16 protein-coding genes are annotated in these 15,601 nt (G+C 58.5%); 2 read left to right on the top strand and 14 right to left on the bottom strand.

What is annotated here, in order from left to right; all coding sequences use genetic code 11:
• Positions 1-151: 151 nt before the first annotated feature.
• The 4 genes from BT119_RS01975 to sdhC are packed head-to-tail and all read right to left on the bottom strand — an operon-like array spanning position 152 to position 3,381.
• Positions 152-856, bottom strand: a complete 705-nt coding sequence (locus tag BT119_RS01975) for a succinate dehydrogenase iron-sulfur subunit (protein ID WP_003343563.1) — start codon at positions 854-856, stop codon at positions 152-154.
• A gap of 12 nt (positions 857-868) precedes the next feature.
• On the bottom strand, positions 869-2,641 hold the full coding sequence (gene sdhA, locus BT119_RS01970; RefSeq protein WP_003419913.1) for a succinate dehydrogenase flavoprotein subunit: 1,773 nt from the start codon (positions 2,639-2,641) through the stop codon (positions 869-871).
• 3 nt (positions 2,642-2,644) lie between these two features.
• Positions 2,645-3,013 (bottom strand): succinate dehydrogenase, hydrophobic membrane anchor protein, encoded by a 369-nt coding sequence (sdhD, locus tag BT119_RS01965; protein ID WP_003316551.1) that lies wholly within the window; start codon positions 3,011-3,013, stop codon positions 2,645-2,647.
• On the bottom strand, positions 3,007-3,381 hold the full coding sequence (gene sdhC, locus BT119_RS01960) for a succinate dehydrogenase, cytochrome b556 subunit (RefSeq protein WP_003423585.1): 375 nt from the start codon (positions 3,379-3,381) through the stop codon (positions 3,007-3,009). The genes sdhD and sdhC overlap by 7 nt, the downstream gene beginning before the upstream one ends.
• A gap of 361 nt (positions 3,382-3,742) precedes the next feature.
• On the opposite strand from sdhC, the gene gltA reads away from it, so the two are divergent.
• Positions 3,743-5,032 (top strand): citrate synthase, encoded by a 1,290-nt coding sequence (gltA, locus tag BT119_RS01955; RefSeq protein ID WP_003366698.1) that lies wholly within the window; start codon positions 3,743-3,745, stop codon positions 5,030-5,032.
• Positions 5,033-5,096: 64 nt separating this feature from the next.
• Here gltA and BT119_RS01950 read toward each other — a convergent pair whose 3' ends face one another.
• The 9 genes from BT119_RS01950 to BT119_RS01910 all read right to left on the bottom strand — a co-directional run bounded on the left by BT119_RS01950 (position 5,097) and on the right by BT119_RS01910 (position 12,329).
• Positions 5,097-5,708, bottom strand: a complete 612-nt coding sequence (locus BT119_RS01950) for an START domain-containing protein (protein WP_003366696.1) — start codon at positions 5,706-5,708, stop codon at positions 5,097-5,099.
• 56 nt (positions 5,709-5,764) lie between these two features.
• The gene (locus BT119_RS01945) at positions 5,765-6,022 is read right to left on the bottom strand and encodes a YkgJ family cysteine cluster protein (protein WP_003366694.1); all 258 of its coding nucleotides are present in this window, start codon (positions 6,020-6,022) and stop codon (positions 5,765-5,767) included.
• 94 nt (positions 6,023-6,116) lie between these two features.
• Positions 6,117-6,758, bottom strand: coding sequence for a translation initiation factor 2 (locus tag BT119_RS01940; protein ID WP_072364648.1), 642 nt, complete (start codon positions 6,756-6,758; stop codon positions 6,117-6,119).
• A gap of 114 nt (positions 6,759-6,872) precedes the next feature.
• Positions 6,873-8,312 carry an aminotransferase-like domain-containing protein gene (locus BT119_RS01935; RefSeq protein WP_058415980.1) on the bottom strand — a complete coding sequence of 480 codons (1,440 nt, stop codon included), beginning with the start codon at positions 8,310-8,312 and terminating at the stop codon, positions 6,873-6,875.
• Positions 8,313-8,529: 217 nt separating this feature from the next.
• Positions 8,530-9,345, bottom strand: coding sequence for an OmpA family protein (locus BT119_RS01930; RefSeq protein ID WP_044308403.1), 816 nt, complete (start codon positions 9,343-9,345; stop codon positions 8,530-8,532).
• On the bottom strand, positions 9,342-9,695 hold the full coding sequence (locus BT119_RS01925) for a DUF4398 domain-containing protein (RefSeq protein ID WP_003433112.1): 354 nt from the start codon (positions 9,693-9,695) through the stop codon (positions 9,342-9,344). The genes BT119_RS01930 and BT119_RS01925 overlap by 4 nt, the downstream gene beginning before the upstream one ends.
• Positions 9,696-9,705: 10 nt before the next feature.
• Entirely contained in the window at positions 9,706-10,533 is an 828-nt protein-coding gene (locus BT119_RS01920; protein WP_072364645.1) for a substrate-binding periplasmic protein, read from the bottom strand.
• Positions 10,534-10,649: 116 nt separating this feature from the next.
• The gene (locus tag BT119_RS01915) at positions 10,650-11,579 is read right to left on the bottom strand and encodes an electron transfer flavoprotein subunit alpha/FixB family protein (protein ID WP_072364642.1); all 930 of its coding nucleotides are present in this window, start codon (positions 11,577-11,579) and stop codon (positions 10,650-10,652) included.
• Complete coding sequence (locus BT119_RS01910; protein ID WP_003366681.1) at positions 11,580-12,329, bottom strand: electron transfer flavoprotein subunit beta/FixA family protein; 750 nt, start codon at positions 12,327-12,329, stop codon at positions 11,580-11,582.
• A gap of 519 nt (positions 12,330-12,848) precedes the next feature.
• Between BT119_RS01910 and BT119_RS01905 the strand changes: the two genes are divergently transcribed.
• On the top strand, positions 12,849-14,504 hold the full coding sequence (locus BT119_RS01905; RefSeq protein ID WP_072364640.1) for an electron transfer flavoprotein-ubiquinone oxidoreductase: 1,656 nt from the start codon (positions 12,849-12,851) through the stop codon (positions 14,502-14,504).
• A gap of 51 nt (positions 14,505-14,555) precedes the next feature.
• On the opposite strand, the gene BT119_RS01900 is transcribed toward BT119_RS01905, so the two are convergent.
• On the bottom strand, positions 14,556-15,461 hold the full coding sequence (locus tag BT119_RS01900) for an AraC family transcriptional regulator (protein ID WP_003433116.1): 906 nt from the start codon (positions 15,459-15,461) through the stop codon (positions 14,556-14,558).
• Positions 15,462-15,601 lie beyond the last annotated feature (140 nt).

The following is a 15,601-nucleotide window of genomic DNA, read 5'->3' as shown; positions in this document are numbered from 1 at the left end:
CGGGTACCAGCCCGGATGCCCCTGCTGGTCTCATTTCTTCAAAATAAGAGCCGCAGCTTTGCGAGCTACTGCTCAGGTTAAAACTACGGCGCCGGTTGAAGCCTGCGCCGTAGCCACTTCAGTACAACGGTGTAACAGATAAAGCGATGAATCAGACGCCGTTCTGCAACAGCATGTTGCGTACGTGACCGATAGCCTTGGTTGGGTTAAGGCCCTTCGGACAGACGTTGACGCAGTTCATGATGCCGCGGCAGCGGAATACGCTGAACGGATCATCAAGCGAAGCCAGACGCTCACTGGTGCGGGTATCACGGCTGTCAGCCAGGAAACGGTAGGCTTGCAGCAGTGCAGCAGGACCCAGGAACTTGTCGGGGTTCCACCAGAAGGACGGGCAGGAAGTCGAGCAGCAAGCGCACAGGATGCACTCGTACAGACCATCGAGCTTTTCGCGCTCTTCCGGTGTTTGCAGACGTTCGATGGCCGGAGCCGGCGTGTCGTTCTGCAGGAACGGCTTCACCTTCTCGTACTGCTTGTAGAAGATGCTCATATCGACGACCAGGTCACGAATAACCGGCAAACCAGGCAGCGGACGTACGATCAGCTTGTTCTTGGCAACGACAGCCGACAGCGGCGTGATGCAGGCCAGGCCGTTCTTGCCGTTGATATTCATGCCGTCGGAACCGCACACGCCTTCACGGCATGAGCGACGATAAGAGAACCCCTGATCCTGTTCTTTGACCAGGGCGAGCACGTCCAGCACCATCAGGTCCTTGCCACCGGTATCGACCTGAAACTCCTGCATGAACGGCGCGGCGTCCTGCTCAGGGTTGTAACGATAAACACTGACTTGCAACATATCGGCCACCCCTTAATAAGTCCGAATCTTGGGTTCAAAAGTCGGAACAGTCTTCGGCGAGAAGTTCACGGCACGCTTGGTCACGCGCTTGTCACCCGGGAAATACAGGGTGTGGCACAACCAGTTCTCGTCGTCGCGATCTTCGAAGTCTTCGCGAGCGTGAGCGCCGCGGGACTCTTTACGATGCTCTGCAGCAATCGCCGTGGCTTCGGCAACTTCCAGCAGGTTTTGCAGTTCAAGCGCTTCGATACGGGCGGTGTTGAACGCCTGGCTCTTGTCGTTGATCTTGACGTTGGCGATACGCACGCGCAGATCAGCCAGCTGGGCAATACCCTTCTGCATGTATTCGCCAGTACGGAATACACCGAAGTAGTTCTGCATGCAGCTCTGCAGTTCTTTACGCAGGGACGCGACGTCTTCACCGGTGGTGCGTTCGTTCAGGCCGGCAAGGCGCGCGAGGGCAGCATCGATGTCGGACTCGGAAGCGCGCGCATAATCGACGCCTTCACGCAGCGCCTGCTCGAGGTGGATACCCGCAGCGCGGCCGAACACCACCAGATCGAGCAGCGAGTTGCCGCCCAGACGGTTTGCGCCGTGAACCGATACGCAAGCCACTTCACCTACCGCGAACAGACCTGGAATGATCTGATCGACGCCCGCCGCATCCTGAGTGATCGCCTGACCATGAATGTTGGTGGCAACGCCGCCCATCATGTAGTGGCAGGTTGGTACGACAGGGATCGGAGCGGTCGCAGGATCGACGTGAGCAAAGGTCTTGGACAGCTCCATGATCCCTGGCAGACGGCTGTGCAGCACTTCTTCGCCAAGGTGATCGAGCTTGAGCATCACGTGATCGCCATCGGGACCACAGCCGTTACCGGCAATGATTTCCTTGACCATGGAACGTGCCACAACGTCACGACCGGCAAGGTCCTTGGCGTTCGGAGCATAACGCTCCATGAAACGCTCGCCGTGCTTGTTGATCAGGTAACCGCCTTCACCGCGGCAACCTTCGGTGACCAGTACACCTGCACCGGCAATACCGGTCGGGTGGAACTGCCACATTTCGATGTCCTGAACAGGTACACCGGCACGCAGCGCCATGCCGATACCGTCACCGGTATTGATCAGGGCATTGGTGGTCGACGAGTAGATACGGCCTGCACCGCCAGTCGCCAGCACGGTTGCATTGGCGCGGATGTACGAGGTTTCGCCTGTCTCGATGCAGATTGCGATGATGCCGACAAAGGCGCCGTCGTTGTTCTTTACCAGATCCACTGCATAGTATTCGTTGAGGAATACAGTGCCTGCCTTCAGGTTGGCCTGATACAGGGTGTGCAGCAGTGCGTGACCGGTACGGTCGGCGGCAGCGCAGGTACGGGCAGCCTGCCCGCCCTTGCCGAAGTCCTTGGACTGGCCACCGAACGGACGCTGGTAGATACGGCCCTGCTCGGTACGGGAGAACGGCAGGCCCATGTGCTCGAGCTCGAAGACCGCTTCCGGACCTACGGAACACATGTATTCGATAGCGTCCTGGTCACCGATGTAGTCGGAGCCCTTGACGGTATCGTACATGTGCCAGCGCCAGTCATCGTTCGGATCGGCGGAGGCGATTGCACAGGTGATGCCACCCTGCGCGGATACGGTGTGCGAGCGGGTCGGGAAGACCTTGGTGACCACGGCAGTCTTGTGACCGCCCTGGGCGAGCTGCAGCGCAGCGCGCATGCCGGCACCGCCACCACCAATGATGATGGCGTCGAAAGAAAGCGCATTAATGTTAGCCATGGATCAGATACCCCAAAGAATCTGCACGCCCCAGACGAAGTAGGCGAACATCAGAACGCCGCATACCGCCTGGAACAGGAAACGTACTGCAGTTGCGGACTTGCCCAGCGCCATCGGCGTCAGGTAGTCGGTCGCGATGGTCCACATGCCGACCCAGGCGTGGGCGCCAAGGGCAACGAGGGCCAGGAGACTGAAGATACGCATTCCGTTGTGAGCGAACAGACCATGCCATTGGGCGTAGCTCAGACCCGGGTGAAAGACCATGTAACCGATCAGGAAAATGAAATAAGCCGCGAGCACGACTGCGGAGACACGCTGAGCCATCCAGTCATAGAGACCCGAACGCGACAGGTTGGTGACGTTGGTTACCATATCCATACTCCCGCCAGAAGAATCAGAATCACGGAAACCGCGATAACGATTTTGGAGCCCAGCTTTCCGCCTTCAAGCGTCTCGCCTACCCCCGAGTCCATGATGAGGTGACGAATACCGGCCACCAGGTGGTACAGCAGGGCAGACAGAAGTCCCCAGATGATCAGCTTGGCCAGCGGACTGGTCATATACGCCTTGACTTCACCAAATCCCTCTTCGGAGGCCAGCGACTTGTCCATTGCATACAGCATGATTGCAATACCGACAAAGAGGATGACACCGGAGATGCGGTGAAGGATGGACGTGTAAGCGGTGACTGGGAGCTTGATGGTCCTTAGGTCTAGATTTACAGGTCGTTGGCTATTCACGGCTTTTTTTCACACTGAAGAGCCCCTAACAATCAGGGCAAGTTGTTGGGAAGTGCACTGGTCAGGTACCCACCACCCAGGAAGTGACGACCCCCTTGAAACAGGCCAAAAGCCTCTGGCGGTCGGACGCCGAGTATAGACAGTTAGGTTACTAATGACAACGCGCAGACGTACCGCCAATAGCGGATTGCGTTGCCGCGACAAAAGGCGTAAATGGCAGTAAACCGTCTGAAAAATCCACGGTCGAGCCCTTGCGGAACACGACTTTAGGCAAATTGACTTTAGAATTTATCTCACTATAGTGATGCGGGCCCTGCGTGGGGGGCCTGTCTGATGATTTGAAGCATAAATAGGAGGCCACATGGCTGACAAAAAAGCGCAGTTGATCATCGAGGGCGCTGCCCCCGTCGAGCTGCCAATTCTGACCGGTACAGTGGGTCCGGACGTGATCGACGTACGCGGCCTGACCGCCACCGGCCGCTTCACATTTGACCCTGGTTTCATGTCCACGGCCTCTTGCGATTCGAAGATCACCTACATCGATGGTGATAATGGCATTCTGCTACACCGCGGCTACCCGATCGAACAACTGGCCGAGCAGTCCGACTACCTCGAGACCTGCTACCTGCTGCTCAACGGTGAACTGCCCACCGCCGAGCAGAAAGCCCAGTTCGTGGCCGTGGTCAAGAACCACACGATGGTTCACGAACAACTCAAGACCTTCTTCAACGGTTTCCGCCGTGACGCCCACCCGATGGCCGTCATGTGTGGCGTAGTCGGCGCCCTGTCGGCGTTCTACCACGACTCGCTGGATATCAATAACCCGCAGCACCGCGAGATTTCCGCAGTCCGTCTGGTCGCCAAGATGCCGACCTTGGCAGCGATGGTCTACAAGTACTCCATGGGTCAACCCATGATGTACCCGCGCAACGACCTCAGCTACGCGGAAAACTTCCTGCACATGATGTTCAACACCCCGTGCGAGATCAAACCGATCAGCCCGGTGCTGGCCAAGGCGATGGACAAGATCTTCATCCTCCACGCCGATCACGAGCAGAACGCGTCGACCTCCACCGTACGCATGGCGGGCTCTTCGGGTGCCAACCCGTTCGCCTGTATCGCAGCCGGTATCGCAGCGCTCTGGGGCCCTGCCCACGGCGGCGCCAACGAAGCGGTACTGACCATGCTCGATGAAATCGGCGACGTGTCGAACATCGACACGTTCATTGCCAAGGCCAAGGACAAGAACGATCCGTTCAAGCTCATGGGCTTCGGTCACCGCGTGTACAAGAACCGTGACCCGCGCGCCACCGTAATGAAGCAGACCTGCGACGAAGTATTGAAAGAACTGGGCATCACCAACGATCCTCAACTCGAACTGGCCATGCGCCTCGAAGAGATCGCCCTGACCGACCCGTACTTCATCGAGCGCTCGCTGTACCCGAACGTCGACTTCTACTCGGGCATTATCCTCAAGGCCATCGGCATTCCGACCAGCATGTTCACCGTGATCTTCGCCCTGGCGCGGACTGTCGGCTGGATCTCGCACTGGAAGGAAATGCTCTCCAGCCCCTACAAGATCGGTCGCCCTCGCCAGCTGTACACCGGCAACGTGCAACGCGACATCGTCGCCCTGCAAGACCGCAAGTAAGCGCCACACGCAAAAAAAGGGCTGCCATTGGCAGCCCTTTTTTGTGCGCGCTATCCGATGCACATCATGGGGTTTGCGCAGCACGCTCCCTGAGGGCTTTCAAGGTGTTGAACGGCGCATCGACAACGAACTTGTTGGCCAGCATAGAAGGCACACTGCCACCCGGCTCGGTGTGAACCTGATAGGTCACTTCAGTCTGGTTCGGCCCTTTGGGCACCATTTTCCAGAAGCCCTTGACCTCGGTTACGCGCACATAGCCCTTTTCTTCGGGGATGTACGAAGGCTGCTCTTCAAGATTACGGGTAACACTCCCGTCAGGGCCTTCCTGAGTGGTGATCAACAGCACAGAATCGCGAGGCGTCACTGGCCAGGGAGTGTTGAACTGGCTGTAGGTCCAGGTCTTGTTGCCTTCGTGCTTGAGCACTTTCTGCAACTTGCACTCATGAATCCAGGCGCAGGCGCCCGTGACATCCTCCTGAAGCGCGCGCAACTTGCTCACGCTGGCATTGATCAGCGCAATGCCCTGATAAGCCTTGTAATCAGACCCGGGCACGTCGCTCAACGAAACCTTGATGCCCTCCTGATTCTTGACCTCTTTCCACTCTTCAGCCTGCGCCGTTCCGGCAAGCATTACAGTCAAACCACAAGCAACAGCCATGCGATACAGCGGACCCATTGTTTTATTCCTTGTTTTGAAGTTCCGAAGAAGCATTTGTGCTCGAAAACACTTTTTCAGGCCACCGCAGTGGCTTTTTCCCACCAACCGATCAGGCGAATGGCATCCGCCTGGTCGACACCGCAGACATCCTCTGCAGCCTTGAACTGACTGCATACGGCGGGCCGCTCAGCCCTGCCAAACAAGGCGCACAAAAACTCGACCGACAGGTGCAGACAACGCTCGCCTGCAGGCTTTCCGTCGGGCATACCGGGTATGGGAGACGTTATGGAAGGCGCTATGCAGCACGCTCCACAACCGGAACGGCAGTCCATGACCAGACACCCTTTTGTGAAAATTGAAAAAGAGGAAGGATATTAACCGTCAAAACGTCTGTTTGAAAACGCTGTATCGGACGACAGGCAGGGCTTACTGCTTGAATTTGAAGTCCAGCGCAGCGCCTTCCACGTCGCGACGGTTTTCGTTGCGCATCTGCAATTGCATTTCGTTGGTCAGCAATCGCCCTTCGAGCTCGAACGGACCAGGGTTCGCAGAGTCGCCCTTGTCGCTGAACATCTGCGGCAATATCGGCTTGCGCTTGCTGGTAATCACCTTGGCAGGCGGGTCGAGTTCCTTGACCAGTTCGGGAGGCAGGCTCAGGTCCAGCTTGGGCGATTTGATTCGCACATCCTTGACGCTGGCCGTCTTGGCATCCTTGGCGTTCTTGCGCTTGCTCGCAGGCGCCTTGGCTGCCGCGACCTTGGAAGACGCTTTTTCGGACGCCGCCGATTTGGCGCTTTGGGGTGCTGCAGGTTCTGACTTTTCCTTTCCGACCACCACAGGCACGACTGGCACCCCCGGCATCAGCTGATGCATGGTGTCCGGCGCCTTGATTTGCCTGGCATCGGTGGCGGCTGCCTCCGCAGGTGCCTCGGTCTTCAGATGCACCTCGGGCGATACCGGCGCGGTGATGACCGCCTCGGTCTTGGGTTTGGGCACAGAGGTATCCGGAGCGTCACAACCACTCAGAAGTACGACGACAAGCAATCCGAGACAGCGAAAAACATTCATAGGCAAAAAGTCAGGCAAGACAGTGGCAAAAAGCCGGAAAGAAACACATGCTGTCCTTTTGAGGCCAACCTGACAAGACAAGAGTTCCGAAGAATTGACAAATATCTTTGCCAATCAATAAGCCTGGACAGCTTCCTGACATAACTGCTTGGCCAGAATCCCCAATGTCATCAATGCCCGCTCGGCTTCCTTGTTCCATTTCATGCCGCAATTCAAACGAATACAGTGATTGAACTGCTCGGTATTACTGAAAATCAGCCCGGGTGCAATGCTGATGCCCTGCTCGAGCGCACGCACGTGCAATTCCTGGGTATTGACCCTGCCCGGCAGACTGACCCAGAGGATAAAGCCCCCTGCGGGACGGCTCATCTGCGTGCCTTCGGGAAAGAACTGCTGCACCGCCAGCTGATACGCACTGAGGTTCTTGCGGTATTCGAGCCGAATGAAGCGCAGGTGTCGATCATAGCCGCCGTTTTCGAGGTACGCGGCGACGGCCATTTGCGTGACACTGCACGCAGAGTGAGTACTGAAGGTCTGCAGGCGCTGAATTTCCGCCTGGTATTTGCCGGCTATCATCCAGCCGATGCGCACACCCGGTGACAAGGTCTTGGAGAAGCTTGAGCAGTAAATCACCCTCCCCAGCCGGTCGAAGGACTTGAGCGCCTTGGTCCGCCCTACTTCGAACATCAACTCGCCGTAGACGTCGTCTTCAACCACCTGGATATCGAAATCCGAGGTCAGCCGCAGCAGGTTTTTCTGCCGCTCCTCGGGCATGGTGCCGCCCAGTGGATTGCTCAGCCGTGAGGTCAGCACCAGGGCCTTGATGGACCATTGATTGGCCGCCAGTTGCAAGGCTTCAAGACTGATGCCGGTGGCCGGATCACTGGGAATTTCGATGACTTTCAAACCCAGCAGGTCGGCAAGTTGCAGCAACCCGTAATAAGCCGGTGATTCGGCGGCTATCAGATCGCCGGGCCGGGTCAGCACCCGCAGGGCCATCTGCAGCGCATCCACGCAGCCGTGAGTGATGACCACTTCTGACGGGTCGACCACTACACCGGCGTCGCGCATGCGGATCGCGACCTGCCTGCGCAAGGGTTCGAAGCCAGGGCTGAACATGTAACTGAAGGCCCGTGGGCTGTGAAAACGCGTGACCTTGGCCAGCTGCTGATGCAGCGCGCGCACCGGCAAGTAATCCACATGAGGCACGGCAGCCCCTAGGGCGAATACGCCTTCGCGGCGCGACTCTTCGAGCACTTGCTGGATAATGCTGCTGCGTGTGACCAGGCCGGGCCGCTCGACCCGCGCGATATCCGGGGTGGACGCTGTCAGCGCGGGCGTTTGATGGACGTAGTAGCCGGATTGAGGACGCGCCCGGATCAGCCCCTGGTCTTCAAGGTTCGCGTAAGCCTGCAATACAGTCGCATGGCTGACGTTGAGCTGCGAACTCATTTTGCGAACGGACGGCACACGCTCGCCGGGCTGATACACACCACGGCGGATGTCTTCGGCCAACTGCTGAGCGATACGCTGGTAGAGCAAGAGATTGGTCATGACACAGCCTCGAAAAGACCGGTGATTTATTATTTTTGAAAATACAGATGCGTAATAACCGGCACAGATCGGAAGTGTACGGGAACAGTTTGAAGACAGGCCAGCATTGATGGCTGCTGAGTGAAAATAAACGCGGGCAGAAACGCCATAATCAATGTGATTAAAGACAAAAAAGCCCGAGGCCGTTTCCGGCATCGGGCTTTTTATCGTCTATTTATCAGCGAGCTGCGCCCAGCTGACCTTTTTCGTCCGAGAAAACGATCTCGACACGCCTGTTTTGCGCGCGGCCCCGCTCGGAGGTATTGGCATTCACAGGAAACTCCTGGCCATAGCCTTCGACCTGAATGCGTTTTTCGTCGATGCCCAGGTCCATCAGCACATCAGCGACTGCTTGCGCCCGGTCTTTCGAGAGCTTCAGGTTTTCCTGACGATCGCCCGTGCTGTCGGTATAGCCTTCGATGCGGACCACTCGGCGTGGATTGATCTGCAGAAACTGCACAACCTTGAGAATGGTACGGCTGGCCGAGTTTTTCAGCTCGGCATGTCCGGCGTCGAACAGCACATCGCCCAGGGTCATGACCAGCCCGCGGTCGGTTTCGGTGGTGGCCAGGCTGAGGATCTGATCCTCCAGCCAACGGCCCTGTTGCTGGGCGCTGGCCAACTTGGCTTCGCGCAGTGCCAACTGCATACGCTGACGTTCCATGTCCATTTTCGCCAGACGCTCCTGACTCAGCATCAGGTTGCTGTGCTCACGCGCGATCTCGCTGTAGCGGCTGCTGAGGTAGGCGTAGTGAGCGACATCGGCGCCACTCCCCAGGTAACTGGACAGACGCTCGGCGCGAGCCAGCGATTCACCCGCACGAATGACATCCTTGGGTGCACTGCGCAGCACATCGGTATCTTCCTTGACCTTCTGGAAGTCGGCACTGGCCTGCTGCAACGCCTGGCCGCTGTCCTGGTGACCGGCACAACCATAAAGGCCAGCCGCACCCAGCAACAGACACACACTCAGGACACGCGGAATACGCTTCATTGCGCCTCCCCCAGCTGCTTGCGCAAGCGATTGAGGCGGGTATTCAACTGATTGACCTGCTCTTGGCTCTTGAGGGTCAACACTCGCGCTTCAGCCAGGCGCGCATCAAGCTCGGCCTGCTCGGCTTTCATACGCGCGTCCTTGTAGGCATGGCTTGCCATGGAAGCGCGGGCTTCGGCAAACCCTGCCTGAGCGACTTCCATCTCGGGTTGATCATCACTCGCGCCGACCGCCTTGGCCTGCTCCAGCGCCTGCTCGGTCAGCTTGAACTGCTCGGTTGGTACCGGATCACTGGCGCAACCGGCCAGCGTGGCGACTGCCATGACGGCAATTGAAAAACGAATACTCACAAAAACATCCCTACTTGTTGGGTGCGCTGGCGCTGGCGGGTTGCAACAGTTGGGCTCTCCACAACTCCAGGTTGTGCCTGATGACATCGCCCGCAAGGCCAGAGGCGGCCGATTCTGTCATCTTTTTCGCCAGCTGTCCGCGCAACCATGGTTCATTGCAGGCCGAGTTGAACGACAAGGCCAGATAGAAACCCGGCGTATCGACCGGTAGAGGCTGTGCCGTCAGGTCTTTGGAAAGACCCAGCGTCTGCACCATGACCATACCGGCATAACGCCCGGCAAGCACGTAATCCACCTCACCCAATGCCAGCTTCTGAAAGGCAGGTGTGAGTGCGGGCAGGCGCTCCAGGGTCAGATTCTGTCTGGCCAGCACCTCGAAGGAAGGCGTCAGGCGGGTCTTTTCCGACATGGCGCCGGGATGGCCCTGCAGCTCGCTCACGGCGTTGAACGGCACGCTGTGATCGTGACGCGTCCAGACCATGATCTCGTTCTGCACGATCGGCGGATGAATGTAATCCAGCGCTTCGAGTTGTGCGGCATTCAATGGCGCGTCAGCCAGCAGGTCCATGCGCCCGGTGCGCACCTCTTCGAGCGCCTGACTGCGCTTGCCGCCATACAGAAATTCGACCTTGATACCCAGCTCGCCTGCCGCCTGGGTGAGCAGATCGGCATTGGCCCCCATCAGATGGCGCGGATCCTGGGGATCATGCCACAGATACGGCGGCGCGTCCGGACTGCCGGTCACGATCAGACGCTCGCACTTGCCTGCGGCGGATGCCAGCGTCGGCAGCGTGATCAGCCCGAGGAGAAGCGAAGACAGCAGCCGGGAATGCACCATGAAAAGTCCTTTCGATACGCAATAAAAAACCCGCTTCATCCAGGCAGGCGCACCGTAAACCGCTGGTGCGCAAACCCCGAATGGAACGGGTTCTCTTTATAGTGGAAGCGCGTGGCTTAAACCAGCTTCTCCAGCTCGGGGATGGCCTCGAACAAGTCAGCCACCAGACCGTAATCGGCGACCTGGAAGATCGGCGCCTCTTCATCCTTGTTGATCGCAACGATCACCTTGGAATCCTTCATACCGGCCAGATGCTGAATGGCGCCGGAAATACCGACTGCGATGTACAGCTGAGGAGCAACGATCTTGCCGGTCTGACCGACCTGCATGTCGTTGGGTACGAAACCGGCATCGACCGCAGCTCGGGAAGCGCCCACTGCCGCACCGAGCTTGTCGGCCAGCGTGTACAGGTGCCTGAAGTTGTCGCCGTTCTGCATGCCGCGACCACCGGAAACGACGATCTTGGCCGCGGTCAGTTCCGGACGATCGGATTTGGCCAGTTCTTCACCGACGAAGCTGGACTTGCCGGCATCGTGAGCAGCCGACACCGCCTCGACAGCGGCCGAGCCACCCTCTGCAGCCACCGGGTCGAAGCCGGTGGCACGTACGGTAATGACCTTGACCGCAGCCGTCGACTGTACGGTGGCGATGGCATTACCGGCATAGATCGGACGAGTGAAGGTGTCAGCGGAAACCACCGAAACGATCTCGGAGATCTGATCGACATCCAACTGAGCAGCGACGCGCGGCAGGATGTTCTTGCCATTGGACGTTGCCGCAGCCAGAACATGGCTATGGCCTGCAGCCAGCTCCACGACCAGCGGTGCGATGTTTTCAGGCAGTTGGTGCGCGTAGGCTTCGTGGTCGGCCACCAGCACTTTCGTCACACCGGTAATTTTGGCGGCGGCGTCGGCAACGGCGCTCACGCCGGACCCGGCCACCAGCAAATGGATGTCACCGCCGATCTTCTGGGCAGCAGCAAGGGTGTTGAGCGTAGCCGGGGCTACGGTCGCGTTGTCGTGTTCAGCGATAACCAGGATCGTCATTTAGATTACCTTCGCTTCGTTTTTCAGTTTCTCGACCAGTTCGGCCACCGACTTGACCTTGATGCCGGCGCTGCGTGCAGCCGGCGCTTCAACCTTGAGGGTCTTGTTGGTCGAGGCCGTGGAAACGCCCAGCGCCTCCGGGGTCAGCACTTCGAGCGGCTTTTTCTTGGCCTTCATGATGTTGGGCAGTGAAGCGTAGCGTGGCTCGTTCAGACGCAGGTCCGTGGTCACGATGGCTGGCAGGCTCAGGGAAACGGTCTGAAGGCCGCCGTCGATTTCGCGGGTCACGGCAACCTTGTCACCGGTCACTTCAACCTTGGATGCGAACGTACCCTGCGGGTAGCCGCTCAACGCAGCCAGCATCTGGCCGGTCTGGTTGTTATCACTGTCGATGGCCTGTTTGCCAAGGATCACCAGCTGTGGCTGCTCCTTGTCGACCACGGCCTTGAGCAGCTTGGCCACGGCCAGAGAAGTCAGCTCCTCGGCGGACTCAACCAGCACGGCGCGGTCGGCACCCAGCGCCAGGGCGGTACGCAGTTGCTCCTGAGCCGTGGTCGGACCAATGGTGACGACGACGATCTCGGTGGCTACACCCTTCTCTTTAAGGCGAACAGCCTCTTCAACGGCGATTTCGCAAAACGGGTTCATGGACATTTTGACGTTGGCAAGATCGACGCCGGAGTTGTCCGCCTTGACGCGAACCTTGACGTTGTAGTCGACCACTCGTTTGACAGCTACAAGAACCTTCATGGATTCCTCACTCTCCGGTGAAAAGAAGTCGCCCGGCGGCACCAGGCGATCGATATGTGTCCTCAACAAGCAATCGCAATGCGTGCAGGCCACCCGGGCGACTTTAAAAAGCCATATAAAAGCCGGGAGTCACCCGTCAAGCAGCGGCTGGGTGTGTAAAATGCGCCGTGCGACGTTGACCTGTTGCCTGCAGCGCGTCTGCCTGATGCCTTTTGAGAGATTGCCCGCTATCCGGAAACCTCGTTTCAGCCTACGGCAAACGCAAAACCGCCCGTATATTGACCGCAACGCCTTTTCCGGTCAATACGCCAAATCGGCCAGTTCCGAGTCTGGTGTCTTTGATTTATCTGGCCTGCGGCCGATTCAAACAAACGTTTGTATTGGACCCGCGCAGTGGTGTAGATATAATGCGAACCATTAAAAGACGGGGCGGTTCAATACCTCCATGCGTCGGCCTGCAGCGACCCAAAAAGCAGTGCCCATAAAAACACCGTGAGCCTTGAGAGTAGGAGATAGCCTGTGGAACGCGAATACATGGAATTCGACGTCGTTATCGTCGGAGCCGGCCCGTCCGGGCTTTCTGCCGCTTGCCGCCTTAAACAGAAGGCCGCTGAAGCTGGCCAGGAAATCAGCGTCTGCGTGGTGGAAAAAGGCTCCGAAGTCGGCGCGCACATCCTCTCCGGTGCGGTATTCGAGCCCCGCGCGCTGAATGAACTGTTCCCCAACTGGCATGAACTGGGCGCTCCGCTCAACACGCCGGTCAAGCGCGACGACATCTATGTGCTGCGCGATGCTGAAAAAGCTCAGAAAATACCGGACTTTTTCGTCCCCAAGACCATGCACAACCATGGCAACTACATCATCTCGCTGGGCAACCTGTGCCGCTGGCTGGCTCAGCAGGCTGAAAACCTCGGTGTCGAAATCTATCCTGGCTTTGCCGCTCAGGAAGCGCTGTTCGACGAAAATGGTGTAGTGCGCGGCATCGTCACCGGGGATCTGGGTGTCGACCGCGAAGGCAATCCGAAGGAAGGCCTGTACACCCCCGGCATGGAACTGCGCGCCAAGTACACGCTGTTCGCCGAAGGCTGCCGTGGTCACATCGGCAAGCAGCTGCTCAAGCGCTTCAACCTCGACGACGAAGCCGACGTGCAGCATTACGCTATCGGCCTCAAGGAAATCTGGGAAGTCGACCCGGCCAAACATGAACAAGGGCTGGTGGTGCACACCGCAGGCTGGCCGCTGGACGATGCCAATCCGGGCGGCTCGTTCCTGTACCACCTGGAGAACAATCAGGTAGTGGTCGGCCTGATCGTCGACCTGTCCTACAGCAACCCGTACCTGTCGCCGTTCGACGAGTTCCAGCGCTACAAGCACCACCCGGTCGTCAAGCAATACCTGGAAGGCGGCAAGCGCATCAGCTACGGCGCCCGCGCGATTGCCAAGGGTGGCTTGAACTCCCTGCCGAAAATGGTCTTCCCCGGCGGCGCGCTGATCGGCTGCGATCTGGGCACGCTGAACTTCGCCAAGATCAAGGGCAGCCATACGGCCATGAAGTCGGGCATGCTGGCCGCCGATTCGGTGGCCGACGCGCTGCTGGCCGGTAAGGAAGGTGGCGACGTGCTGACTTCCTACGTGGATGCCTTCAAGGCCAGCTGGCTGCATGAAGAACTGTTCGCCAGCCGCAACTTTGGCGTGGCGATCCATAAATATGGCGCGATCAAGGGTGGCGCATTCAACTTCATCGATCAGAACATTTTCGGCGGCAAGCTGCCGTTCACGCTGCACGACACCAAGCCGGATTACGCCTGCCTCAAGCTGGCAGCCGACTCGAAGAAGATCGATTACCCGAAACCCGACGGCAAGCTCAGCTTCGACAAGCTCAGTTCGGTGTTCCTCTCCAGCACCAATCATGAAGAGGAACAACCCTGCCACCTGAAGCTGACCGATCCGAGCATCCCGATCAGCAAGAACCTGCCGCTGTACGACGAGCCGGCTCAGCGTTACTGCCCGGCTGGCGTGTATGAAGTCATCACCAAGGAAGACGGCGAGAAGCGCTTCCAGATCAACGCGCAGAACTGCGTGCACTGCAAGACCTGCGACATCAAGGACCCGTCGCAGAACATCACCTGGGTAGCACCGGAAGGCGCTGGCGGACCTACTTACCCGAATATGTAATGAGCCGCAGCAAGCCTCAATAGAGAAAGCCCCTTTCGGGGCTTTTTTTATTCAGGCAGGGACACGCAGATTGCTGCTCTCCTCCCCCGGGCTGCGCTCGAAGTAGCGCTTGTATTCACGACTGAACTGCGACGCGCTTTGATAGCCGACCTTCAACGCGACCTGCGCCACCCCCAGGCCCTCGGCCACCAGCAATTGCTGAGCCTTGAGCAGGCGCAGACGCTTGAGGTATTGCACCGGCGACAACAGCGTGCTGCGCTTGAAATGCTCATGAAAGGTCGACGTGCTCATGTTCGCGCAACTGGCCAGCGTGTCGACGTTCAGTGCGTGATCATAATGCTCATGCAGGTAGGTCACCGCAGAAGCAATTCGTGCGAACTGCCCCTGCTGCTCGACCAGCGCACGCAAAACCCCTGACTGCGGTCCGCGCAGCGCGCTATACAGCACCTCGCGAATCCGTGCCTGGCCCATGGCCTGACACTCCAGCGGATCATGCAGACAACGCAGCAGACGCTCGACACTGTCGCGCATGCTGTTGTCGATGCGCACCGAGGTCATCGATTCCGGCGTCTGCACCTGACTCTCCTGGCCGGTGACCGGGCCCATCGCCTGCACCAGCTCACCGAGCAATACCCGGTCGATGGCCACTGAAACGCCGTAAAGCGGCTTTTCCGGAGTAGCGAAGGTTTCACACTTGAACGGCACAGAGAGCGCCTGAATCAAGTAATGCCCGGTGCCGTATTCGAACGTGCGCGGCCCCAGGCACGCGACCTTGCTGCCCTGTACCACGATCATCAGGCTTGGCTCGTAGATCTGCGGGCTGCTGGCGACATAACCAAACGCCGAAAGCACACGTACCTCCGGCAACGGCGTCGCGACAAACCCCGGGCGCACCGCCAGCGGCTGGATCAGGGACACAAGGGTGGCATTGCCATCCAGCACAACAGGTAAGTTCATGAGCACCGCCTGACAGAGAAACAGACAGTCATATCATCGCAGATTTGCGCCTCAGCGCCGACCCCGAACTATCAGACCGGAGGAATAGGCATGAAACACGGAGGATTCACCATAGCCGCGAAGGGCCCGTATCAGGACAA

Origin of the sequence: Pseudomonas sp. NFACC10-1 (assembly GCF_900119195.1) — a bacterium.
Taxonomy (GTDB): domain Bacteria; phylum Pseudomonadota; class Gammaproteobacteria; order Pseudomonadales; family Pseudomonadaceae; genus Aquipseudomonas; species Aquipseudomonas cerasi.
This window is presented reverse-complemented; position numbering and strand designations above follow the sequence as displayed.

Coding starts and splice junctions, on each gene's coding strand:
- BT119_RS01920 (WP_072364645.1), bottom strand. CDS start 10,533: ATGGTGCATTCCCGGCTGCTGTCTTCGCTTCTCCTCGGGCTGATCACG.
- BT119_RS01900 (WP_003433116.1), bottom strand. CDS start 15,461: ATGAACTTACCTGTTGTGCTGGATGGCAATGCCACCCTTGTGTCCCTG.
- BT119_RS01950 (WP_003366696.1), bottom strand. CDS start 5,708: ATGGGTCCGCTGTATCGCATGGCTGTTGCTTGTGGTTTGACTGTAATG.
- BT119_RS01910 (WP_003366681.1), bottom strand. CDS start 12,329: ATGAAGGTTCTTGTAGCTGTCAAACGAGTGGTCGACTACAACGTCAAG.
- BT119_RS01940 (WP_072364648.1), bottom strand. CDS start 6,758: ATGAATGTTTTTCGCTGTCTCGGATTGCTTGTCGTCGTACTTCTGAGT.
- BT119_RS01975 (WP_003343563.1), bottom strand. CDS start 856: ATGTTGCAAGTCAGTGTTTATCGTTACAACCCTGAGCAGGACGCCGCG.
- gltA (WP_003366698.1), top strand. CDS start 3,743: ATGGCTGACAAAAAAGCGCAGTTGATCATCGAGGGCGCTGCCCCCGTC.
- BT119_RS01915 (WP_072364642.1), bottom strand. CDS start 11,579: ATGACGATCCTGGTTATCGCTGAACACGACAACGCGACCGTAGCCCCG.
- sdhA (WP_003419913.1), bottom strand. CDS start 2,641: ATGGCTAACATTAATGCGCTTTCTTTCGACGCCATCATCATTGGTGGT.
- BT119_RS01930 (WP_044308403.1), bottom strand. CDS start 9,345: ATGAAGCGTATTCCGCGTGTCCTGAGTGTGTGTCTGTTGCTGGGTGCG.
- BT119_RS01935 (WP_058415980.1), bottom strand. CDS start 8,312: ATGACCAATCTCTTGCTCTACCAGCGTATCGCTCAGCAGTTGGCCGAA.
- BT119_RS01945 (WP_003366694.1), bottom strand. CDS start 6,022: ATGGACTGCCGTTCCGGTTGTGGAGCGTGCTGCATAGCGCCTTCCATA.
- sdhD (WP_003316551.1), bottom strand. CDS start 3,013: ATGGTAACCAACGTCACCAACCTGTCGCGTTCGGGTCTCTATGACTGG.